A 24,535-nucleotide genomic window follows, 5' to 3' on the forward strand; every position below is an offset into this window, starting at 1 on the left:
GGTGCAGTTTTGCCGCTTATCCGGTAACTGTTTTGTTAGCATTCATTGCTGCGGGGGGTCGAGACCCCGTTGTGACCGAGGGGGAGAATGAGATGGGTACGCGCCGGCACCCGAAGCGTGACAAACAGATCGCCAGAATCGCCGAAATCCTCAGCCAGCAAAAACAACACTATATCGAACCCGATTTCCTGTTCGGCCATGTCAGCGCCGATGACGTGCTTCTGTACCGGCCGGAATCACTGGCCGCGGCCTGTGTGCATGCCCGCAATCAGCTCGATGCTTGGAACGGCAAGGATACGCGCATTCATGTCGGGCCTGTTGACGGGGTGGATCTGGCCGGACGGTCCCTGACGGTCATCACGCTTGTCGACCGCAACATGCCGTTCATTTTCGATTCCGTCATGGGCGAGGTCTCGCATGCGCATCGTGACATCTGCCTCGCCGCGCATCCGATCCTCAGACTAAAACGTGCCGCCGATGGCGCGATCCGGGAAATCGCGCCCGCCGTGGGCGGCGAGGCCGAAGAGGACTGGAACAAGGTCAGCGTGGTACAGATCCACCTGCCGCGTCTTTCCGCCGATGCCATCAAGCTGCTGAAGGCGAACCTGCTTAAAGTGTTCGATCAGGTGCACCGCGCGGTGGCCGACTGGACCGCCATGCTCGGGCGTCTCGACAATATCGTTGTCGAACTCCAGAACGCCGGCGGCAGCCAGCACCTGGCGGAACGCGAGGAGGCGCTGGCCTTTCTCGAATGGCTGCGCGACGACAATTTCACCTTTCTCGGCATGCGCGAATACAACTTCCGGGGAAGCGGCCGCGACGCCACGGTCGAGCGGGCGGAAGCGACGGGATTGGGTATCCTGTCCGACCCGGATGTGCGGGTCCTGCGGCGCGGCAGGGATCCGGTCACGACGACGCCGGAACTGCTTGCCTTCCTCCAGGGGCCCGATGCGCTGATCGTCACCAAGGCCAATGTGCGCTCGCTGGTGCACCGGCGGACCTATATGGATTATGTCGGGGTCAAGCGCTACGACGAGAGCGGCCGGGTGACCGGCGAACTGCGCATCGTCGGTCTGTTCACCTCGACCGCCTATACGCGCTCGGTGCAGCGCATTCCGCTCTTGCGGTCCAAGGCGACAGCCGTGGTGGAAAGTTTCGGCTTCGATTCCGAGAGCCATTCCGGGAAAGTGCTTCTCAATGCGCTGGAAAGCTATCCGCGCGACGAGCTGTTCCAGGTGGACGTTCCGATGCTTGCCGGTTTCTGCGAGCAGATCATCGAGCTGAGCGACAGGCCGCGCGTGCGGGTGCTGCCGCGCATCGACCGGTTCGACCGGTTTGTCTCCGTGCTCGTTTATGTTCCGAGGGATCAGTACGACACCGATGCGCGCGGACGCATCGGCGCCTATCTGAAGGATGTGTTCGATGCGCGGCTGTCGGCCTATTATCCGGCCTTTCCCGAGGGCGGCGTGGCGCGCGTGCACTTCGTGCTCGGTCGCTCGGGCGGGCGCACGCCGCGCGTGTCGCAGGAGGTGCTCGAAAACGCCGTGCGCCGCATCGTCACACGCTGGGAGGACCAGTTCTCGACGCTTGCCGGCGTGGATGCGCTCGCCCTGCACACATCGGACGCCTATCGCGACAATTTCACGCCGGAGGAAGCGGTCGAGGATTTGCCGAGCTTCCTGCAATGCGCGCAGGACACGCCGATCTGCATCGACTTTTACCAGCGCGACGGCGAGGCCAGCGAAAACCTGTCCTTGAAGATCTTCCACCTGGACGCGCCCGTGGCGCTCTCGCGGCGCGTGCCGCTCTTGGAAAATCTCGGCTTCAACGTGATCAGCGAGCAGACATTCGAGGTCGCGGTGGGCGTTGACGTCACCCAGACCCGCAAGGTCGTCCTGCACAATATGGAGCTGGTGCACCGCGACGGCATGCCGGTCGATCTGGCGCGGCTTGTCGATCTGCTCGACGAGGCGTTCCTGTCCACCTGGTTCGGACGCATCGACAATGACAGCTTCAACCGGCTGGTCATCAATGCGGGGCTGACGGCGCGCGAGGTCAAGGTGCTGCGCGCCTATGCGCGCTATCTCCGCCAGGCGGGCATCACCTATTCACAGGGCTATATCGCCGGCACGCTCAATACCTACCCGGAAATCGCGGCGGAACTGTTCGGCCTGTTCCGCACCCGGTTCGATCCGTCGCTCAAGGTGCGCGCCGCGGCGAAGGAATTCGACGAAATCATCGGCCGTATCGAAACCGCGCTGGCAAGGGTGCCGAGCCTCGACGACGACCGGATCTTCCGCCGTTTCATCAATGTCATCTCGTCGACCCTGCGCACCAACTACTACCAGAAGACCGGCGACGGCGGCGTGCACGACACGCTGGCCTTCAAGCTCGATCCGCGCGCGCTCGAGGGCATTCCCGATCCGCGCCCCTACCGGGAGATTTTCGTCTACGGTTCGGATGTCGAGGGCGTGCATCTGCGCTTCGGGCCCATCGCCCGCGGCGGGCTGCGCTGGTCCGACCGCGCGCAGGACTACCGCACCGAAGTCCTCGGACTGGTCAAGGCGCAGCAGGTCAAGAATGCGGTGATCGTGCCGGTCGGTTCGAAGGGCGGTTTCTATCCCAAGAACCTTCCGACCAGCGGCACGCGCGACGACGTCTTCAATGCCGGCCGCGAGGCCTACAAGACCTTCATCTCGACGCTTCTGTCGGTCACCGACAATATCGTCGACGGCAAGGTCGTCTCGCCGAAGAACACGCTGTGCCATGATGGCGACGATCCCTATTTCGTCGTGGCAGCCGACAAGGGAACCGCGACTTTTTCCGATACGGCAAATGCGATCAGTCAGGCACATCATTTCTGGCTGGACGATGCCTTCGCGTCAGGCGGATCGGACGGTTACGACCACAAGAAGATGGGCATTACCGCGCGCGGCGCCTGGGAAGCGGTGGAACGGCACTTCCGCGAGATGGATATCGATATCCAGAAGAACGAATTCACGGTTGTCGGCGTCGGCGACATGTCGGGTGATGTTTTCGGCAACGGCATGCTGCTTTCGCCGGTCATCCGGCTCGTGGCGGCCTTCGACCATCGTGATATCTTCATCGATCCGAATCCCGACTGCAAAACCGGCTTTGCCGAGCGCAAGCGGCTGTTCGATGTCGGCCGTTCGAGCTGGCAGGACTATGACAAGTCGATCCTTTCGCCGGGCGGCATGATCATCTCGCGCTCGGAGAAATCGGTGAAACTCACCAAGCAGGCCGCGGCGGCCATCGGCCTTTCGGGCACGGTCGCCACGCCGTTCGAGATTATCATTGCGATCCTCAAAGCCGATGTCGACCTGCTGTGGTTCGGCGGCATTGGCACCTATGTGAAAGCTGCCGGCGAGAGCGACGCGGAAGTCGGCGACCGGACGAACGATCCGGTGCGCATCACCGCCGCCGAGGTGGGCGCAAAGGTCATCGGCGAGGGCGCCAATCTTGGCGTCACGCAGCGCGGCCGCATCGAATTCAACATGCATGGCGGGCGCTGCAATTCGGACGCCATCGATAATTCCGCCGGCGTCAATTCGTCCGACCTGGAGGTCAATATCAAGATTGCGCTCGCGGCCGCCATGCGGGCGCAGCGGCTGACGCTGGCCAACCGCAACAAGCTGCTGATGTCGATGACCGACGAGGTGGCGGCGCTGGTGTTGCGCAACAACTATCTGCAAACTCTGGCCATCTCCCTTGTCGAGCGGCGCAGCGCCCGGGCAACGGGTGACCTGGTCCGGCTCATGAACAAGCTCGAAAGCGACGGGCAACTCGATCGTCAGGTGGAGACGCTGCCGGACAATCAGACGCTGGCCGAGCGTGTCTCCGCCGGAAAACCGCTGACGCGGGCGGAAATCGGGGTGCTGCTGTCCTATGCCAAAATCGTGCTTTTCGAGGATTTGACCAAGAGCGTCCTGCTGGACGATCTCTATTTCGACACCGAACTGTTCGGATATTTTCCGGAACGCATGCGAAAAGCGCATGCGGACGATATCCGCGAACACCGGCTGCGGCGCGAAATCATCGGCACGGTGCTGGCCAATGACGCGATCAACCGAGGCAGTCCGGTTTTCATCAACCGGCTGGTGGACGCAACGGGCATGCTTCCGTCCGATATCGTCAAATCCTATGTGATGGTGCGGGACGGCCTCAACCTTCCGGCGCTCTACGATGCGATCGACAGTCTCGACAACAAGGTGCCCGGGGAAATCCAGAACGAGCTTTATGCCGGTGTCGGCCATGTCATCCAGATGGTCTCGCGCTGGGCGTTGAAGACCGGGATCAATTCCCAGCCGCTGGCGCCGACCGTCAAGGCGATGCAGCAATCCGTCGATACGCTTTACGACGTCCTGCCCTCGCTGGTGCCCGGCAATATGCGGGAGGAAACGGAGCGCTGGTATGAACGGGCCGTCGGCCATGGCGTGCCGAAGAATCTGGCCAAACAGCTCTCGCAGATGCCGAGCCTGGCCTTGATTCCGGAGATCATGCAGATCGCCGGCGGCGCCAAGGCGGATCTGAAGAAGACGGCGAAGACCTTCTTCGACGTGACCGAGCTGTTCCGCATCGGCCGTATGGATCTGGCCGCCCACCAGGCGAGCGTCTCCGATCATTATGAGGCGCTGGCGATCGCCCGCAGCCTCGACGAGATCTCGGCGGCGCGGCGGCAGATCACGGCGACGGCGCTGGAGAAGTTCGGCAAGGACAAGGAACCGGTTGCAGCGTGGCATGCGGCCGATCAGACCCGCATCGACCGCGGTCAGACGCGCATCGGCGAGATGATCGAGGGCGGCGAGATCAATATCGCACGCCTGACGGTGGCCGCCGGCATGCTGGGCGATCTCGCGCGCGGCAGGAACTGAGACTGGGGAGCACATGAGCGACATTGCGCAGCCGACGGCACAGGCCGACCGCAAGGGCATCTATGGCTGGATGATGTTCGACTGGGCAACCCAGCCCTTTCACACGCTCATCATCACCTTCGTGTTCGCGCCCTATTTCACGTCCCACATAGCCTCGACACCGGTCAAAGGGCAGGAAATCTGGGGTTATGCGACCGGTCTGGGCGGTCTGGCGATCGCGCTGCTTGCGCCGGTCCTTGGCGCCATTGCCGACAGCACCGGACCACGCAAACCGTGGATCGTTTTCTTCTCCATTTTCGGTGTGGTCGGCTGCTGGCTGCTGTGGTACGCGGCGCCCGGAACCGACAGCATCACGATTGCCGTCATCGGCGTCGTCCTCGGGCTGATCGGGATGGAATTCGCGGCCGTCTTCAACAATGCGATGATGCCGGATCTGGTGCCGCGCTCGCATCTCGGACGATTGTCGGGATCAGCCTGGGCGCTGGGCTATATCGGCGGAATCATATCGCTTGTCCTGGTCCTCGGTTTCATGTCGGCAACGCCGGAAAGCGGCAAGACCCTGTTCGGACTGACACCGATCCTGGGGCTCGATGCAGCCACTTATGAGGGTGACCGGGCGTCCGGGCCGCTCACCTCGCTGTGGTACGTCATCTTCGTTTTGCCGATGTTCCTGTTCACGCCGGATGCACACAAGCGGATGTCCCATAGCGGCGCGGTTATGCGCGGCCTGCGCGAGCTGGGAAACACTCTGCGCAAACTTCCGGCCCAGAGGAGCTATTTCAGCTACCTCATCTCCAGCATGCTTTACCGTGACGGGCTGAATGCACTCTATGCCTTCGGCGGGATCTACGCTGCCGGTGTTCTTGGCTGGTCGATCATTCAGATCGGCGTCTTCGGCATCCTTGCCGCACTAACCGGTGTTTTCGGCGGGTGGCTCGGCGGCAAGGCCGATGATCGCTACGGCCCGAAGGCGGTGGTTTCAATCGGAATCATCATCCTGACCCTGTGCTGCCTGGTGATCGTCTCGACATCCAAGACGGAGGTGTTCTTCATTTCCGTCGGCGATTCCGATGCACCGTCGTCGCTGCCGACCATTATCTTTTATGTCGCCGGTTGCCTGATCGGCGCAGCCGGTGCGGCGCTTCAGGCCGCGTCACGGACGCTGCTGGTCGATCAGGTGGAGCCGGAGCGGGTGACCGAAGCGTTCGGGCTTTACGCCCTGTCGGGCAAAGCAACCACCTTTGTCGGTCCACTGTTGATTGCGCAGGCCACGGGAATGTTCGACAGCCAGCGTGTCGGCGTGACGCCTGTCATCGCGCTGTTCGTGCTGGGCATCATCCTGCTGCCCTTCGTGCGCAGCGCGCATTCGAAACCGGCCTAAGAAAATCCCGCCCGATCCCGAGTTGCCCCGATGTTCGGCCACTGCAGGCGCCGAGGCGCCTTTGCGCTATGCCAGGTAAGATCCCCTGGGCCGAATTCCCATATATTCGAACCCGCCGGCAAAGTGGACCGCGAAATTTTCTTCCATCAGCCCCTCAATGTATTTCACATAAAATTCCGGGGCGATCGCATGTGAGAACGATATTGGTATTGCATTGTTCTTGTTGAAGATTCTCATCAATTTATATCGCACATTGCTTTTCACGTTTGCAATTTTCGATTCCGGGTCCGTGAACATGTAATTTATTATCTGCTTGTTGAACCGTTCATCCAGAAGATTGAACAGTCCGTTCTTTTGCGAAAAATAGGCAAACCACTCTTCGTCAAAAATGATCTGCCGCATTTTCTCGTTGTTTTTCTTCATTTCCGAGATCTTTGCGTAGGTGTCGCAAAACAAGTCGGAAACGATGGCGGGGCGCGCAAGCCACACGCCTCCGTTGATCGAATAAAGGTCTTCGGGATCGATGCCTTCCAGATCAAAGCCCCGGTCCGCGAAGTAGTCCACGTTTGTTTCGTGAACCTTTTCCGGAAGCTTGTGATAGTACAAAAACGAATTGGTGTAGCCGATTTCGCCGCGCGGCGACGTACAGGCGGAAAACCCGGCATCTTCGGGAAAGTAATCGAAAATCGACGGCGCAATATCGGACAAAATGATATCAAGGTCGAAGAAGGCAATCTCGCTGTAACCGGTGAAGAGGCCGGGAATGAGTATCTTCTGGGTCGCCACCGAATGCGCGTTGGCCGGGTCCGGGGCCTGACGGACGATGTGCAGATCAGCGCCGCAGAATTCAGCATATCTCGTATACTGGGGAAGAACGTAGTTCAGCTGTGCCTCATACCGGTTGCCGATTGCCATGAGAATGACGGCCCGGTTGCTTCCACGATCCATGTCTTCGTCCCGCAATGCCCCGCTGTGGGTTGATTACTGCGCGTCTGACCCGCTTTCAACCCATGTTCAGTGTGATGAACCCCGGCATTCTTCTCAAGCCTTCGCCCGGCTCGATGCATTTCCGTGTGGCCCGTTTCGTGCCATTCGCTTCAATCGGGCGTAGACTGAGCTTTCTGGAAAAGGGAGAGCAGGATGGACGACGCGGTCTACAAGCACATCAATATCGTCGGAACCTCGATAGAGAGCATTGAGGGCGCGATCGAAGGCGCCGTCGCCAAAGCAGCCGAAACGGTCAAGAACATCAGCTGGTTCGAGGTCGTCGATATCCGCGGCCATATCGACGGCGCAAAAGTCACGCACTATCAGGTCGGCGTGAAACTCGGCTTCCGGCTGGACTGAATCGCGGCGTCAGTGCCTGAAATGGCGCATGCCGGTCAGCACCATGGCGATGCCGGCCTCGTCGGCGGCCTTGATGACCTCGTCGTCGCGCATGGAACCGCCGGGCTGGATGACCGAGGTCGCGCCCGCTTCAATGGCCGATAGAAGGCCGTCGGCGAAGGGGAAGAAAGCGTCGGATGCCACGGCGGAACCCTTTGTCAGCGGCTCCGAAAGCCCTTGCGCCTCGGCAGCGTCCTGCGCCTTGCGGGCAGCAATCCTGGCCGAATCCACGCGGCTCATCTGACCGGCGCCAATGCCGACGGTCGCACCGTCCTTGACGTAAACAATAGCATTGGACTTGACGTGTTTGGCGACGCGGAACGCGAATTTGAGATCGTCCAGTTCCGCCGCGGATGGCCCGCGCTGCGTCACCACTTTCAGGTCAAGATCGTCGACAACGCCATTGTCGCGCGATTGCACCAGCAGGCCGCCGGAAACTGTACTGGCGGTCAGCCCGGCGGCGCGGGGGTCCGGCAGGTCGCCCGTCGTCAGAAGGCGCAGGTTCTTCTTTGCCGCGATGATGGCTTTTGCCTCGTCGGTGACCTCCGGCGCGATGATGACTTCGGTGAAGACCTTGACCACCTCTTCGGCGGTTGCCGCATCGAGAATGCCGTTGAAGGCCACGATGCCGCCGAAGGCCGAGACCGGATCGCACGCCAGTGCCTTGTGATAGGCGCCGAGCAGGTCTTCGCCCATCCCGACGCCGCACGGGTTCGCATGTTTGATGATGGCGCAGGCGGCGCCCTTGTCCGGTGCGAACTCGGCAACCAGTTCGAAGGCGGCGTCGGTATCGTTGATATTGTTGTAGGAAAGCTGCTTTCCCTGATGCAGGGTTGCGGTGGCGACGCCCGGCCGGTTCTCGCCACTCACGTAAAAGCCCGCCGTCTGGTGCGGGTTCTCGCCATAGCGCATGACGTCTTTCAAGGTTCCCGCGACGGCGCGGTGTCGGGGATTTTCGATAGCAAGTTCGTCGGCAAACCAATTGGAAATCGCCGCATCGTAGGCAGCGGTGCGCGCATAGGCTCGGGCCGCCATTTGCTGGCGGAAGGGATATGAAACGGAGCCGTTGCGTTCTTCGAGTTCGGCAATGACGGCATCGTAGTCGGCAGGATCGGTGACGACCGTGACATAGGCGTGGTTCTTCGCCGCGGCGCGGATCATGGCCGGGCCGCCAATGTCTATGTTCTCGACTGTGGTCGGATAGTCGCCGCCGGCAGCCCGCACATCCTCGAATGGGTAGAGATTGATAACGGCGATATCGATGGCGGCAATGTCGTTGGCCTCCATGGCCGTGCGGTGGTCGTCATCATCGCGGATCGCCAGCAGGCCGCCATGCACGCCGGGATGCAACGTCTTGACGCGGCCGTCCATGATTTCGGGAAAGCCCGTCAGTTCCGATACGTCGCGCACCGCAATACCGGCATCCGCGATCGCCGCCGCCGTTCCGCCCGTCGAGACCAGTTCGATGCCGCGTTCCGACAGCGCGGCGGCGAAGGCGACGAGGCCGGTCTTGTCGGAAACCGACAAAAGGGCGCGTCTCGGCGTGACCAGTTCGGGTGCGGGAATTTTTTTGGAGGCAACGGCCATTTCGGGCTCCTGGAAGGTCCAAGACGTGACGGAGGGCGCCATCGGCGCATGTCCGGTCGTATCGGGTGGATTGTGCCGTCCGCCTAGCATAGGGAGCCTTGAGATAAAACAGCTAAGCGTGAGTGATTTTCCGGCAACCGGCCTGTGTCAGCCTTTCCTGGCCTTGGGAACGGTGCGCACCATGCTCCAGCTGACCTCGGACTGCTGGGCGATAATGAAATGCAGGCAGATCTGCTGGGAACGGCGTGGGCCGGCGAGGTCGGCGAAAAAGATGTCGTCCTCGATCTCCGCACCTACGTCCGGCGAGAAGAATGTCCAGATCTCGCCGTCCGGCGCGGTCAGCACGATATCGTTGTTGTTGTCGCGGGAGATGGCGATCTTGGGATGGACGTGGAAGCGGATGACGGCAGGCGTCTCTCCGTCGATCAGCAGCTTGTGGTTCGCCGATTTGGCGATGCGGTCGCGGCCGGTCACCATATTGCCGTCAGCGCTGAGCTGAACCGAGCGCTCGTGAATCAGTCCGAACAGTTCCGAATAGCCATCGTGGCGCGCAATGAATCCTTGGCGTCCATCGGCTTCATCCCGGCGCTCGAGGTCGACTTTTTGCGGACCGTTGGTGACGATCGGCCCCAGGAAGCTGGAACCCGAAATGGTCGCCGAGGAGGTGTCGTCGACGACAAGGGTCGAATGGGCCGCCGTCGCGCGGGCGAGCCGCCGGTATTCCGCGTGATAGAAGGCCGGCGATCCGGCATTGACGATGAAACGGTGGTGACCGGACGACAGTTCGAAGGACAGGCATCCGGCATGTGCGGTCGCCGAAAGCTCGCCGGCCGGATAGGGACCGGTGTCAGCAATGATGACCGTGTTATGGTTGGACAGGCGCTGATAGTTCATCTGCGGCGTGGTTCGTGGCGGTTCGCCGGTCGATTCATCATAGCGAAGCACCGACAGGAGCCGGTCGGCCGGTTGCGCGGTGCAACCGTTGAACAGTGCCAGCGTTCCATCCACATGGCGGAAGAAGCGCAGCGCCTGGAACATCCGGTCGATGCTGGAAACCAGCCCTTTCGGCGGCGTCTGGCCGAGATTGAGATAGGTCTGGCGCAACGGCAGCATATCGGCAAGCAGCGTCATCGCAACCTGCGGATTGCGCGAGATGTGCCCCCCGTCAGGCAGGATCTGCTTGTCGATTTCCTGATCGAGATACCGGGCCGCATGGCGGATCGCGGTCGGCGTGGCCGGAAGGGCCAGCGTCGCCATGGCGAGCGCGATGCGCACACGAAAGCGCTTTTCCCCGTCGCGCATGGCCGGAGCGATTTTCCTCAGATAGCGGATCTGCAGCGCCAGGCTGCGGATAAAGCGCCGGTAGAAACCGCGATCCTGATTCTTCAGAATGATCGGCGAATGCGAAAGCCAGGCGATCACGCGTTGCGCCGTGACATTGGCATCCCAGCCGACACCGGAATAGCGGCGGCCCCAGATGTTGATCCAGTCTTCGGTCAGCGTGCGGGCATCGGCGAATGACTGCTCGGTATTGGCGGCACGCAGATGGCGCAGCCAGCGAAAACTGTGCAGCATCTCGTCAAAGCCGAGCGAAGGGCCGGTATACATGAAAGGCGATTCATTGTCGGTTTCCAGAACACGCCCCGCGAGCGGAAACCGGCCCTGATGGATCTCGTGCGCGATATAGGGATCTGCGATCCGCAGATCCGTGGGCGCGACGACCAGTCGGTCTGGAGACGAGCCCATGAAACGCCACGGGCTTGCGCGGCCGACAGCAATCTGGCGGGAAACCCGGCGCCAGCTTTCACGGAAATACAGTGGCAAAAACTGCCGGAAATGCAACAAAACTGCTGCCAATTCTAGTCCCCGTACACCCCATTACTGAGGCCCCTTCGCGCGACTATAGCATAACACCCAAATGACCGCAGACATAAATTTGGCGTGTCAACAGTCATCCCATCCGCATGAGGACGGAGGCAAAAAACCCGTCCATTCCCGATAGTTGCGGTGTTTCGCATTCGAGCATGGCCGGATGGGTGCGGACGTCTCCGCTCGCGGTTATGGCGAATTCGAGGCCCTGTAGACCGATCGTCTCGACGGGCTTGCGTGAGATTTCCGGCAGCGAACTCAGCACGCGTTCGACCATATTTTCCCCCTCGCGCGGATCGAGGGAGCAATTTGAGAAAACCACCATGCCGCCCGGACGTATCAGCGTCACGGCATGGCGCAGCATGCGCTCTTGCAGCTCGGAGAGCTTGTCTATGTCGGCGGGGCTCTTGGTCCACGGAATATCCGGATGGCGGCGGACCGTTCCGGTCGAGGAGCAGGGCGCGTCAAGCAAAACGGCGTCGAATGCCTCGTCCGGCCGCCATTTCAGCAGATCGGTCTGGACGATCTCGGCCTCAAGCTTGAGGCGGTCCAGGTTCTCGGCCAGGCGTCGCAGACGGTTCCGCGAAAGGTCGACAGCAGTCACCCGGGCGCCGGCGGCGACCAGTTGCGCAGTCTTTCCGCCGGGTGCGGCGCACAGGTCGGCGACCCGAACACCGGCCAGATTGCCGAACAATTGGGCGGGGATCGAGGCGGCGGCATCTTGCACCCACCATTCGCCTTCGGCAAAACCCGGCAATTGGGTAATCGGCCCTTCAAAGGGTCTGAGCCGGACGCTGCCCGTCGGCAGGAAAATACCGCCGAGACGTTCGGCCCAGCCCCGGGGGTCGCTTTTGACGGTAATGTCTATCGGCGGAGCCAGTGCCTGGGCCGCGAGGATTTTATCCGCATCCGCGCCATATGCCTCCTGCAGGCGTTCGTAAAACCAGGGAGGAGCATTGACCGTCTTTGCCTCCATTTGCGGCAGGAGGCCGGATTTTTCGCGGATCAGGCGGCGAAGCACCGCATTGACGAGCGCCGTATAGCGGCGGTTGCGCGGATCGCGGCTCGCCTGTTCCACGGCCAGGTCGACTGCCGCGTGGTCCGGCGTATCGAGATAGAGGATCTGGGCCGCGCCGACCGTCAAAACGTGAGACAGGGCGCGTGCGCCGCCCGGCAGGGGACGATTCACCAGCCGTGCCAGCATGGCCTCGATAACCGGCAGCTGCCGCAATGCGGACAACAGGATGGCGCGAACCAGGGCCTGATCGGCGGGTTCGAGATTGCGGAAAGCCGGATTGCCGCCGGACGGATCGAGCAGCCCGTCGAGCGGCGTCTTCTTGTCGACGACGGCGGCGAGAAGCTTGGCGGCCGCCTGACGCGCCTCGAGACCCGGTTTGACCATCCCTCCGTCGCCTGCGTTGTGGACGGTTTTCGGCCGGCTCACGACCAGGGGCCCTTGGGTTCCCGTTTGCCGCCGTTTCGGCCCCATGGGCCGCCATGCGTTTCCGGCTGGTGTTCCTGCGGATCCGGTCCGGGCATGTTGACATCATCGCCCTGACCGCTGAACTCGGCCTCCATCTGCCGGAGGGCGGCGATCCGGTTCTCCGTTGCCGGGTGGGTGGAGAACAGCCCGTCCATGCGCTGGCCCGACAGCGGATTGATGATGAACATGTGGGCGGTTGCCGGATTGCGTTCGGCATCTTCATTGACAATACGGGGTGCGCTGCCGGCGATCTTGGCGAGTGCGGAGGCCAGCCACATCGGATGGCCGCAGATTTCAGCGCCGCCGCGGTCGGCGGCATATTCACGCGTCCGGCTGACTGCCATCTGGACAACCGCGGCTGCCAGGGGCGCAAGGATCATGGCGGCGAGCATGCCGATCAGGCCGAGCGGATTGTTGCGGCCGCCCCGGAAGAAAAAGGCGAAATTGCCGAGCATGGAAATCGCACCGGCAAGCGTCGCGGTGATTGTCATGGTCAGCGTGTCGCGATGCTTCACATGGGCAAGCTCATGCGCCATGACGCCGGCGACTTCCTCATGGGTCAGGCGGTGCAGCAGGCCCGTGGTCGCGGCAACGGCCGCGTTTTCCGGATTGCGGCCGGTGGCAAAGGCATTGGGTTGATCGTTCTTGATCAGATAGACCTTCGGCATGGGCAGATCGGCGCGCTCCGCCAGCTGCCGGACGATACCGTAGAATTCCGGCGCCGAGCGCTCGTCCACTTCCTTGGCGTGGTGCATGCGCAGCACCATCTTGTCCGCATTCCAATAGGAAAACAGGTTCATCGCGGCGGCTATGGCAAGCGCAATAAGCATGCCGCCAGTGCCGCCGATCAGAAATCCGATCGCCATGAACAGCGCCGTCATGAACGCAAGCAGCATTGCTGTCCGCACCAGATTCATGCCATGTACTCCATTGTCGGGGCGGTGGGTCAACCGTCATTACTCCCTATATGTTGGGAGTGGCAATCGATAGTTCAATGTGCGCACGGGCCGGTGGTGTCATGGGTGATAAATCTCCTTCCGAAACGGAAATCCGAGACGATACGGACTTTCCGGAAACGAAGCGTCGTTTCGAGGATCTGCCGCCGGCGGCACAGCGCGCGCTGCAGGAAGCCGAGGCGCGCCGATTGGCGCGTGGCGCGGATAAAAAACAGCCCAGGGAGATCGGTGGCCGTGGCGGCGAGGACCCGGCCCGCTTTGGAGACTGGGAAATCGACGGCCGCGCCATCGACTTTTGAACCCGGCGGCAACGGGCGCCTGTTAACCTCGCATTAACCATGTCGGCACAGGCGCCGCCCGCTGCGTCCGCGTGATCCTGTTTCAGCGACCGGATTAACCTTTGGGCAATGTCGATCCGATACACCTGATGACATTGGATATTTAGATCAGTCGATAATGGCGGGAAGCAGTCCCGCATATGTTCAAAAGTCTATTGCGAAACAGTCATTGAGGTTCCCGCAGGCAACAAACAGAGCCGAAAACCAGATACAGTTGTACCGAGATATATTTTGCAGCCCGGAATGATGGGTCCCGGGATGCGGTTACACAAGGTCCTTTGCGGCCGAAAATCCTGAGAGCAAGTGTATTCCTGCAGACGCGGTCGCTTCGGCGCAGTATGCGTGCGGTGGATGCATCGGGGCGAATGTTCTTCAGAGCTAAGGAGTTAGCTGAAGATGAACATCGATTCCGTTATTCCCACATGCCGTCGCCTGACAGGGGACCGGCGCGGCAATTTCACAATGATATTCGGTCTTGGCGTCGCGGTCATATTTCTGGCGGCGGGCGTTGCCGTGGACTATTCGACCGCGCTGATGAACAAGACCCGGGTCAACAATGCGCTGGACGCCGCAACGCTGGCGACGGCACGGGCTATTGCCTCCGGTGACGTCGATCCAGGCGTTGCCGATGAAGCCGAGGACTATCTGGAAGCTGTGTTCATAGCCAATCTGGGTGTCGACGATCTCGACGCAAGCAACTATTCGCTCGACAGCATCACGATCAATACAACCGACCAGTCGGTTGCCGCCACGGCAAGCATTGCACAGCAATTCAAACTCCTGCAGGTCGGATCGAGCGAAGATACGATAACGGTGTCCAGTTCCTCGGCGGTCAGCTACGGCGTGTCCGACATCGAAGTGGCCATGGTGCTTGATGTGACCGGATCGATGAGAGGCACCAAGTTGTCAGCGCTTGAAGATGCGGCGGAGCTTGCGGTCAAGGATCTGTTGAGCATCAACACCGACGCGAAGGATTATGTGCGCATAAGCCTTGTCCCCTATGCGATCGGGGTCAATGTCGGTCCCGACCTTCAGCAATATGTCTATGCCGATGCCTATTGCGAAACGAGCGATGCGCCGACCTATAGCGCCTCGCTCCATTCGAATACCGGCGTTGCCTATGACTGGGCGACCTTTCAGGCCAACAATGCATCGTGTGACGGCGGGTCCGCGTTTCTCGATGAGGATCAGGGTATCCGGTTTGCCGGCGGCTTTCGGTTCGGCGGTGGCGCCGGAATCGGAAGCAGCTACGGCTTTGACGGCTACACCTTTGGCGACGCCCATGTCTATCTGGCAAAAAAAGGCGGCGGAAGCGGCGACGACGACGACAGCGACGACAGTTGGGATTTCGTCACCGAAAGCGACGGCACGAACTCAGACTATTGTGCATCCGACCGCAAGGCGCCGGCCAGCGGCGGGACCTCCTACCAGTACACGGACGCCAACCCGTCCTACGGCATGATCAGTCGCGACGCCCGGCTGGAGGAGGATTACTGCCCCGACTCCGAGATCATCACACTGACCAGCAACGAGACCACACTGACGGATGCAATCAGTGCCTTTACGGCAAACGGATATACGGCCGGGCATATCGGATTGCAGTGGGGCTGGTACACGATTTCCCATGACTGGGCGAGCTTTATGCCGACCGGCTCTGAACCGGGCGACCACAAGGATCCGGATGCGGAAATCGCCAAATACATCATCATGATGACCGACGGCGTTTTCAACACCGCCTATGCCGATGTGGAATCGGACGGTTTCAAGACCGGTAAGCAGTCAACGCGGTCCTATACGCATTTCGATGCGCTGTGCACGGCGATCAAGAACGACGACATCACGATCTTCTCGATCGGGTTTCAGCTTTCCAATTCCACGGCACAGGACGCGCTGGACAATTGCGCCACGGACGATACTGCCAACGTGACCTATTACTACGACGTCGACAGCGCCTCGGAACTGGAGGATACGTTCCGGGAAATCGCCGCGACGATCCAGAGCCTGCGGCTGACGCACTAGCCGCGCAGCGGCCTGATTGAGACTTTGGTTCAGGGAGCGGCGCCCTAAAATACTCGCCGCTTCCGGCCCGATACACGAAAAAGGAAGCATATCTGCCCCTATAGGTAGTATTTCCGGTGTAAACAATAATTAAGTGTATCCATAAAGCCTGTGTTCAGCATATGGCTTGAAGATTGCCGGTTAAAGCACCCTTTGGCCGGCGCATTAACCATTGTGCAATCTTCAAAACAACAATGGGTCCCCGTGCAGGTGTAGTGCGGCCGATGAGCGGCCACACGCAACTGCATCGGAAGCAGGTATCTGCGGTCGCCGACATTCATGCGGAATGAGACGGGCGTCCGGTTGGGGTCCTAGTGGTAGTCGGGTCGCGGCAATGATGGGTTGGCCGCGCAGTCCGGATACAGGCAACTCCCAAACAGATCGTCGAGGCCCTGGGCCACTGCTTCAGGCCGACGCCGAACAGCAATCATTGCTGCGCGGATGACGGTTTCGAAAAGGGGGTAGCAACGATGTTCAACCGCAAATTCCGCCATGCCGTTCGCCGTTTTGCGCACGACCGAAGCGGCAATTTCATGATGATGTTCGGACTGGGTGTCGGAGTCATCTTCCTGGCCGCCGGTATTGCCGTGGACTATTCCATGGCGTTGGCCGGCAAGACACGAGTCAACAACGCACTGGATGCCGCAACGCTTGCCACGGCGCGCGCGCTGTCTGTGGGTGAAGTCGACCCGGACGATGCGGAAGACTATCTGGAGAGGATCTTCGCGGCGAATGTCGGCACCGCGATCGATGATCTCGATGACAGCCCCTATTTCCTTTACGATGTCATCATCAATGAGACGACGGGCGGGGTCTCGGCCTCGGCACGCTACAAACATGACCTCAAGCTTCTGCAGGTCGCGACGGGGCGAGACGACATTCAGGTGGCGAGCAGATCCGCTGTTCAATTCGGCGCGTCGGACATCGAAGTTGCGATGGTGCTCGATGTGACGGGATCGATGAACTGGGACGATGCCGACGGAAATCACAAGCTGACGGCGCTGAAAGCGGCGGCCAAGGGCGCCGTGGAAAAGCTTCTCAACAACGCCAACGGAGCCGTCAAGATCAGCCTCGTTCCCTATGCTGAATCGGTGAATGTGGGCCCCAATCTCGCCAAATACATCTATGCCGACTACAAAGAGTCCAAAAGCGACGCGCCCACCTACAATTCCGCGCTCTTCAATGAAACCGGCGTTGGCTACGACTACGAGGCGTTCCAGGAGCAGTATGTTGAAGAATACTGCGGATGGGAGTGGGTCCGGCGGCGCAGGCGCTGGCGGCAGGTGTGGCGGTGCTATTCCGGATTGCCGGACGACTTCCGGGTCGAAAATAACGGCACCAATGTGGACCAGTGCGCAACGGACCGCAAGGCGCCGAAAACCAACGGCCGCACGAACTATCAGTACACAAACGCCGATCCGAGCACCGGCGGCATGATCAGCCGGGATTCGCGCCTGCGTGAAAGCGATTGCATCGATGAACAGATTGTGCCGCTGACGTCCAACAAGACGACGTTGGACAATGCGATCGATGCGATGAGCTATAATGGCGGTACCGCCGGTCACATCGGGCTGCAGTGGGCCTGGTATACCATTTCCCACAGCTGGCGAAACTTCTTGCCGGTGAGCTCCCAGCCGGGCGACCACACCACGGACCCGGACCTCGACAAATATGTTATCTTCATGACGGACGGTGTCTTCAACACAGCCTATGCGGATAATACGGGGAGCGAAGGCTGGACGGGCCACAACCCTGCCTACTCTGAGTCTCCGGACCATACGACGGCATTGTGTTCGGCGATCAAGGCTCAGAATATCAAGGTGTTTGTGGTCGGCTTCGATCTGGATGAATCGGTCGCGGACGGCAATGCCAATCTGGAAAGAAGCTGGGTCCGCAACGCGCAGACGCTGTTGAGCAATTGCGCGACGCCGAATTCGACGAATGTCACCTATTTCTATCTGGCGGACGACGCCGAGGCTTTGACCCTGGCGTTCGAGAATATCGCCCGGACAATCCGGAACCTGCGTCTGACGCTGTAGGTGCACTGCTGCCGGCCGGGCAGAGCCGGTCAAACAAAGCGATTGGAACGGCGGCTCAGGCCGCCGTTTCCAGTTTCTGCGGCAATATCCGAGTATCCGCACCGTATCCCGAGCACTGCGCACCAGGTGGCCGGCCCGGCAAATTCTTAACGCGGTCCTGAAATCACTGTGCCTGTTCTTGTGCTTTTATCGTTTCCACTGATGATCTTGCGAACTGTATTTCCGATAAACCTGTTTCGATTCAAAGCTTTGTTTTTTTTAGTAAAATTTGAGCGATAAAATTAAGCTGAATTCAATCCTGAACCCCTAAAAAGGCGGATGGGATACTGCCGGCGAGCTGTGCCCAGATATGCGCGGCCGGCCGTGTTGTGTCCAATGATCAACCTAACGGGTAGATGTGATGGGTACGGTAAAGTTGAATAAGCTCTTCGCGGATTTCCAACGCGACGAAGGCGGCAATTTCATGATGATTTTCGCCTTTGCAACGGCAGCGATCTTTCTGACGGTCGGGATGGCCGTCGAGTTTTCGCATTCGATCAACATGAAAACCCGCGTGACGAATTCGCTGGATGCAGCAACGCTGGCCACGGCGCGCGCCCTGTCTATCGGTGAGATTACCGAAGAGCAGGCGGAGGATTATCTGGAGGCTGTCTTCATTGCCAATATCGGCGTCGACAGTCTGGCCGATAGCGATTTCACCATCCAGAACATCACCGTCAATCCGACGAACAAGACCGTTTCGGCCAAGGCCGTATACGACCAGGATCTGAAATTCATCAGTGTCGGCGCTGCTGCCGACAAACAGGCGGTCGGCAGCAACTCGGCTGCCACCTACGGAATTTCCGATATCGAAGTGGCCATGGTGCTCGACACCACGGGCTCGATGGGCGGCTCGAAGATCACGGCGCTCCGGGAAGCCGCCGAAATCGGTGTCGAGGAGTTGCTCAGCGTCAACTCGGATACGGATGAAAAGGTCCGCATCAGCCTCATTCCCTACAGCTATGCCGTCAATACAGGCCCGCTGGCCCAGTATGTCTATGCGGATTTCAAGAGCAAGAAGAGCGATGCGCCTCTCTACAGCAACGAGTTCTTCGATGACACCGGGATCGGCTATGACATCGCCGCCTTCCAGGCAACCGGCAACATGTCCGACATGTATGCCAATGATGACGGCACGCCGATCGACGATTGCGCCACCGACCGGAAAGCGCCCAAGAGCGGCACGAACTATCAGTATTCGGACGCCAACCCCTCCTACGGCATGCTGCCGCGCGACTCGCGGCTGCATACGGACTGGTGCCCGACCGCGGCGCTGATGCCGCTTTCAAGTAACGAGACGGCTCTGAAGAACCGCATTGCCAGCCTGGGTGCAAGCGGCTGGACGGCCGGACATATCGGATTGCAGTGGGCGTGGTACACGCTATCCCACGACTGGTACGACTACCTGCCTGCCGGCTCGAAGCCGGGCGATCCGGCCGCCGATGAGGACCTTCAGAAATACGTCATCCTGATGACGGACGGCGAGTTCAACACGGCCTATGCGGACGTGAAGAAGAAAAACTGGTCGGCCGGCAGTCAGGGCGGCAAGTCGCGCACCCATACGGGTAATCTGTGCGATAACGTCAAGGGCGAAGACATCAAGATCTTCACCATCGGGTTCCAGCTCTACGATTCCACCGCGCTGGCCATGCTGAAGAGCTGCGCGACGCCGGATGATGGCGACGTCACCTTTCACTACGAACCGGAAACCGGCGCGGAGCTGAAGGAAACCTACGAGGAAATCGCGCGCACGATCCAGAGCCTGCGACTGATCCAGTAACGCGTCATCGCGGGGGCTGCAGCCGGTCGCCATGAAGGCGGCCGGCTTTTTTTGTTTCAGAACTGTCTTCCATGCTTCGGTTGACCGGCTTTGGCCAACTACGATGCCGCCGTCGACGTGGTCAAGACGCGCATGTGGCTGGCCTATCTGGGCGGCTGCTCGATCGCCTTCGAGCGCAATACCGCGCGCCTCTTCCAGACTGTTTCGACGCACAAGCGGCGCGGGCCGAGCGGCCTGCTCCCGACACGCGCCGATCTTTATGTTCCGAAATCGGTCGAGCCGGGCGTGTGCGGTCCGGACGGATAGATCATTTTCCGCCTCGGAAGCTTCCATTTGCGCCCCATACGCTCTAGGTTCGCCCGGTTTTAACAGGAACGGAGCGGTCGACATGGGTGCCAAGGGCAGAGCGAAGTCCCTTCGCAAACTTCTCGCGCATGCGCGTGATCTGATGCAGATCGATGTGGGCTTCGTTCTTTGGGACGGATCGACCGTGCCGGACGATCTGGCCAAGGATGCCTTTGCGATCAAACTGGCCGACGAGGGTGTTGTTGCAGCGCTTCTGCGCAAGCCGAAGATGGAGACGCTGGCCAATCTGTGGGTCTCCAAGCGCATCGATCTCGTCAACGGAGACATATTCGATCTGACGGCGCAGAAGCCGAAGGTGCGCACCCGCGAGATCCGCAAGAAGCTGAGCAAATGGACGGCGTTCAATGCGTTGCGCAAATTCGCGTTTGTCGGGCGCGGCGGTCCGTGGCCGCTGGAAGAGCAGTCCGACGAGAAACCCAGCGACGGCAGCCGCGAGGAAAACGAGAAGAACATCCAGTATCACTACGATGTCTCCAACGCCTTCTATGCGCTGTGGCTCGACAAGGAGATGGTCTACACCTGCGCCTACTGTACCGACTGGGACAACGACATCGACCAGATGCAGCAGGACAAGCTCGAGATGATCTGCCGCAAGCTGCGGCTCAAACCAGGCGAACACCTGCTCGATATCGGCTGCGGCTGGGGCGCCCTTTCATTCTACGCGGCGCAGAATTACGGCGTCACCACGCTCGGCGTATCACTGGCCACACAGCAGATCGAATATGCCAAGGCGAAGGCGGAACGGCTGGGGCTGACCGACCGGGTCAAGTTCGAACTGGCCGATTATGCGACCGTCGAGGGCAAATTCGACAAGGTGGCGGCGATCGGCATCCAGGAGCATATCGGCATCGCCAACTACCCGACCTATTACGGGACGGTCAAACGCGTGCTCAAGCCGGACGGTCTCTTCCTGCACCACGCGATCACGCGCCAGGCACGGAAGGACGACAAGGACTTCAAAAGAAAGAACGAAGAAACCAAGCTGATCACCAAATATATTTTCCCCGGCGGGGAACTGGACCATATCGGCAACACGATCACCAGCCTTGAGCGGTTCGGGTTCGAGGTTCACGACGTGGAAGCCTGGCGCGAGCACTATCAGCGCACCTGCCGTCGCTGGCACGACCGTCTGCTGGCCAACTACGATGCGGCGGTCGCCGAGGTGGGCGAGGTCAAGACACGGCTGTGGCTGGTTTATCTGGGCGGCTGCTCGATCACTTTCGAGCGCAATGGCATGAAGCTTTACCAGACACTCGTATCGAACAAGCGGCGCGGCCCGAGCGGCCTGCCGCCGACACGGGCCGATCTTTACCGGCAGACATGAAAAAGGGGGCTGGCGGCCCCCTCAATCAACAATTAGCCGTCTCAATCACTGTTTGTTTTGCCGGTTTTCGATCAGATCGTCGACCACGGCCGGTTCGGCGAGTGTCGAAGTATCGCCCAGCGAGCCGAAATCGTCCTCGGCGATCTTGCGCAGGATGCGGCGCATGATCTTGCCGGAACGGGTCTTCGGCAGGCCCGGCGCGAACTGGATCTTGTCCGGCGAGGCGATCGGGCCGATTTCCTGGCGCACATGCTTGACGAGGTCCTTGCGCAGGGTCTCGTTGCCCTTTTCTCCGGCCATCAGCGTGACATAGCAATAGATGCCCTGGCCCTTGATGTCGTGCGGATAGCCGACGACGGCGGCCTCGGAGACCTTGTCGTGCGAGACGAGCGCCGATTCCACTTCCGCGGTACCCATGCGGTGGCCGGAGACGTTGATGACGTCGTCGACGCGGCCGGTGATCCAGTAATAGCCGTCCTCGTCGCGGCGGCAGCCGTCGCCGGTGAAGTATTTTCCCTTGTAGGTGGAGAAATAGGTCTGGACGAAACGCTCGTGATCGCCATAGACCGTGCGCATCTGGCCGGGCCAGGAATCGACGATGCACAGATTGCCGTCCGTGGCGCCGTCGAGCACATTGCCGTCGCCGTCGACGAGCTGCGGCTGGACGCCGAAGAACGGACGCGTGGCCGAACCCGCCTTCAGATCGGTGGCGCCGGGCAGCGGCGTGATCATGATACCGCCGGTCTCGGTCTGCCACCAGGTGTCGACGATCGGGCACTTCTCCTCGCCGACCACGTGGTAATACCATTCCCAGGCTTCCGGGTTGATCGGCTCGCCGACAGTGCCCAGCGTGCGCAGCGATTTGCGCGAGGCGCGCTTGACGAAGTCGTCACCGGCGCCCATGAGCGCGCGGATCGCCGTCGGCGCGGTGTAGAAGATGTTGACCTGATGCTTGTCGACGACATCCCAGAACCGGCCGGCATCCGGATAGTTCGGAACGCCCTCGAACATAAGTGTCGTCGCGCCGTTGGCCAGCGGTCCGTAGACGATGTAGGAGTGTCCGGTGACCCAGCCGACATCGGCGGTGCACCAGTAGATATCGCCGTCATGGTAGTCGAAGACATATTGATGGGTCATCGAGGCGTAGACGAGATAGCCGCCGGTGGTGTGCAGCACGCCCTTCGGCTTGCCGGTCGAACCGGAGGTGTAGAGGATGAAGAGCGGGTCCTCCGCCTTCATCTTGGCCGGCGGACATTCGGGCTTCGCCGCCTGAATGGCCTTCTGGTAGTCGATGTCGCGTCCCTCGACCCAGCCGACACTGCCGCCCGTGCGGCGCACGACAAGAACGTTCTTGACCGCGACGCCGTTCTTACCGGCGATCTCGACCGCCTTGTCGGTGTTTTCCTTCAGCGGGATCGTTCTTCCGCCGCGCAGGCCTTCATCGGCGGTGATGATGAAACTGGAATCGCAATCGACAATGCGGCCGGCCAGCGCGTCGGGCGAAAAGCCGCCGAAGACGATCGAATGTATGGCGCCGATGCGGGCGCAGGCGAGCATCGCGTAGGCGGCCTCGACGATCATCGGCATGTAGATGGTGACCCGGTCGCCCTTCCTGACGCCGTTGCTCTTCATCACGTTGGCAAGGCGGCAGACCTGCTCGTAGAGTTCGTTATAGGTGACCTTCTTGTCGTCGTAGGGATTGTCCCCTTCCCAGATGATCGCCACCTGGCTGCCGCGTTTTTTCAGATGCCGGTCGATACAATTATAGGAGACGTTGGTGACGCCGTCCTCGAACCACTTGATCGAGACCTTGCCGGAAAAGGAGGTGTTCTTGATCTTGGTGTAGGGCTTGAACCAGTCGATGCGCTTGCCGTGCTTGTTCCAGAATTTCTCCGGGTTCTTCGTGCTCTGCCTATACCAGCTAAGGTAGGTGTCGTTATCGATAAGGGCGCGCTTCCTGGCGGCCTTCAGCACCTTGTGGGTCTTTTCGGTCATGTACTCCTCCATTACAGGCATCCGGCGGCCGACTCCCGTCCGGCAATGCCGGTCCGCTGCCCATGTCGTTGTTCTTCATAGCAGTTGTTTTCGTTGAGGCAATTAGACTTAGAGCCCATTCGGACGATCGCGGGCGGTTTGATTGCAATTGGCCGCGATTGGCGTTATAGAGGCGCCAATTCCCGGAAAATGTGGTAATGCCCACGGCCCGCCCCCGGAGCGGGCGGACAGGAGAAATTTATCCATGGCTCAACAATTGCTCATGCCGAAGGCCACGGCCGTATGGCTGGTCGACAACACGGCGCTGACCTTCGAACAGATCGCGCAATTCTGCAAGCTGCACACGCTGGAGGTCAAAGCCATTGCCGACGGCGAATCGGCGCAGGGCATCAAGGGCCTCGACCCGATCCAGACCGGCCAGCTGTCACGCGACGAGATCGCCGCGGGCGAAGCCGATGCGGCGCACAAGCTGAAACTTTCGAGCCCGAAGGTGCATGTGCCCGAGCTGAAGCGAAAGGGGCCGCGCTATACGCCCGTGTCCAAGCGGCAGGACCGGCCGAACGCCATTTTATGGCTGGTGCGCAACCATCCCGAACTGCGCGACGCGCAGATCTCGCGGCTTGTCGGCACGACCAAATCGACCATCGAGCAGATCCGCGAGCGCACCCACTGGAACTCGGCGAACCTGACGCCACTCGATCCGGTGACGCTCGGCCTGTGCACGCAGATCGACCTCGACATGGAAGTGGAAAAGGCCGCCAAGGACCGTCCGGCGGACGTGGTGGTGCGCGAGGACGAGACCCTGCTTCCGGCGCAGGAGACCGAGGGCTTTGCCTTCGATACAACGCCGCCGGCGCCCAAGAAGGAAGAGGACGAAATCGACGCCGATGCCGTTTTCGCCAAGCTCAATTCGCTGAAGACGGACAAGCCGGAAGAATCGGAAGAGCCAAAGGAATAGGCCGGTTGGCCGGACTTTTCGGCAAGGGCAGTCCCGCCTTGCGGCATCCGGGGCAGGATATGCGGCAGGCGACGACGCAAAATA

Annotated in this window: 16 protein-coding genes; 10 read left to right on the forward strand and 6 right to left on the reverse strand. The window is 60.5% G+C overall.

Translation table 11 applies throughout. The annotated features are described in order from the left end of the window. Positions 1-92: 92 nt before the first annotated feature. Entirely contained in the window at positions 93-4,892 is a 4,800-nt protein-coding gene (locus OOZ53_RS08550) for an NAD-glutamate dehydrogenase (RefSeq protein WP_271089020.1), read from the forward strand. Between the two features lie 13 nt (positions 4,893-4,905). Then, the gene (locus OOZ53_RS08555; protein WP_271089021.1) at positions 4,906-6,273 is read left to right on the forward strand and encodes an MFS transporter; all 1,368 of its coding nucleotides are present in this window, start codon (positions 4,906-4,908) and stop codon (positions 6,271-6,273) included. A gap of 66 nt (positions 6,274-6,339) precedes the next feature. Here the strand turns inward: OOZ53_RS08555 and OOZ53_RS08560 are convergent, their stop codons facing one another. Next, a complete protein-coding gene (locus OOZ53_RS08560) occupies positions 6,340-7,221 on the reverse strand; it encodes a hypothetical protein (protein ID WP_271089023.1) in 882 nt (293 codons plus the stop codon). A gap of 192 nt (positions 7,222-7,413) precedes the next feature. On the opposite strand from OOZ53_RS08560, the gene OOZ53_RS08565 reads away from it, so the two are divergent. Continuing rightward, on the forward strand, positions 7,414-7,620 hold the full coding sequence (locus OOZ53_RS08565) for a dodecin (RefSeq protein WP_271089024.1): 207 nt from the start codon (positions 7,414-7,416) through the stop codon (positions 7,618-7,620). Positions 7,621-7,629: 9 nt separating this feature from the next. Here the strand turns inward: OOZ53_RS08565 and purH are convergent, their stop codons facing one another. The 4 genes from purH to htpX form a co-directional block, all read right to left on the reverse strand. Continuing rightward, positions 7,630-9,246, reverse strand: coding sequence for a bifunctional phosphoribosylaminoimidazolecarboxamide formyltransferase/IMP cyclohydrolase (gene purH / locus OOZ53_RS08570; protein WP_271089026.1), 1,617 nt, complete (start codon positions 9,244-9,246; stop codon positions 7,630-7,632). Between the two features lie 147 nt (positions 9,247-9,393). Next, a complete protein-coding gene (locus OOZ53_RS08575; RefSeq protein ID WP_425499120.1) occupies positions 9,394-11,103 on the reverse strand; it encodes a heparinase II/III family protein in 1,710 nt (569 codons plus the stop codon). Between the two features lie 94 nt (positions 11,104-11,197). After that, positions 11,198-12,604, reverse strand: a complete 1,407-nt coding sequence (locus OOZ53_RS08580) for an RsmB/NOP family class I SAM-dependent RNA methyltransferase (RefSeq protein ID WP_425499121.1) — start codon at positions 12,602-12,604, stop codon at positions 11,198-11,200. Then, a complete protein-coding gene (htpX, locus tag OOZ53_RS08585) occupies positions 12,556-13,515 on the reverse strand; it encodes a zinc metalloprotease HtpX (RefSeq protein WP_271089028.1) in 960 nt (319 codons plus the stop codon). Before htpX ends, OOZ53_RS08580 begins: the two co-directional genes overlap by 49 nt. A 101-nt stretch (positions 13,516-13,616) precedes the next feature. Between htpX and OOZ53_RS08590 the strand changes: the two genes are divergently transcribed. The 6 genes from OOZ53_RS08590 (at position 13,617) to OOZ53_RS08615 (ending at position 21,498) form a co-directional block, all read left to right on the forward strand. Further along, on the forward strand, positions 13,617-13,853 hold the full coding sequence (locus OOZ53_RS08590) for a DUF1674 domain-containing protein (RefSeq protein WP_271089029.1): 237 nt from the start codon (positions 13,617-13,619) through the stop codon (positions 13,851-13,853). A gap of 435 nt (positions 13,854-14,288) precedes the next feature. Further along, entirely contained in the window at positions 14,289-15,911 is a 1,623-nt protein-coding gene (locus OOZ53_RS08595; RefSeq protein WP_271089030.1) for a pilus assembly protein, read from the forward strand. Between the two features lie 509 nt (positions 15,912-16,420). Further along, a complete protein-coding gene (locus OOZ53_RS08600; protein WP_271089031.1) occupies positions 16,421-17,989 on the forward strand; it encodes a pilus assembly protein in 1,569 nt (522 codons plus the stop codon). A 400-nt stretch (positions 17,990-18,389) separates the two neighbouring features. Continuing rightward, positions 18,390-19,808, forward strand: coding sequence for a pilus assembly protein (locus tag OOZ53_RS08605; protein ID WP_271089032.1), 1,419 nt, complete (start codon positions 18,390-18,392; stop codon positions 19,806-19,808). Between the two features lie 90 nt (positions 19,809-19,898). Continuing rightward, positions 19,899-20,114, forward strand: a complete 216-nt coding sequence (locus OOZ53_RS08610) for a hypothetical protein (RefSeq protein ID WP_425499122.1) — start codon at positions 19,899-19,901, stop codon at positions 20,112-20,114. A gap of 82 nt (positions 20,115-20,196) precedes the next feature. Next, on the forward strand, positions 20,197-21,498 hold the full coding sequence (locus OOZ53_RS08615) for an SAM-dependent methyltransferase (RefSeq protein WP_271089033.1): 1,302 nt from the start codon (positions 20,197-20,199) through the stop codon (positions 21,496-21,498). A 45-nt stretch (positions 21,499-21,543) separates the two neighbouring features. Here OOZ53_RS08615 and acs read toward each other — a convergent pair whose 3' ends face one another. Then, positions 21,544-23,493 (reverse strand): acetate--CoA ligase, encoded by a 1,950-nt coding sequence (gene acs / locus OOZ53_RS08620; RefSeq protein ID WP_271089034.1) that lies wholly within the window; start codon positions 23,491-23,493, stop codon positions 21,544-21,546. A gap of 244 nt (positions 23,494-23,737) precedes the next feature. On the opposite strand from acs, the gene OOZ53_RS08625 reads away from it, so the two are divergent. Further along, complete coding sequence (locus OOZ53_RS08625) at positions 23,738-24,451, forward strand: DUF1013 domain-containing protein (protein WP_271089035.1); 714 nt, start codon at positions 23,738-23,740, stop codon at positions 24,449-24,451. The last annotated feature ends 84 nt before the right edge of the window (positions 24,452-24,535 follow it).

Origin of the sequence: Allohoeflea poritis (assembly GCF_027889715.1) — a bacterium.
Taxonomy (GTDB): Bacteria; Pseudomonadota; Alphaproteobacteria; order Rhizobiales; family Rhizobiaceae; genus Hoeflea_A; species Hoeflea_A poritis.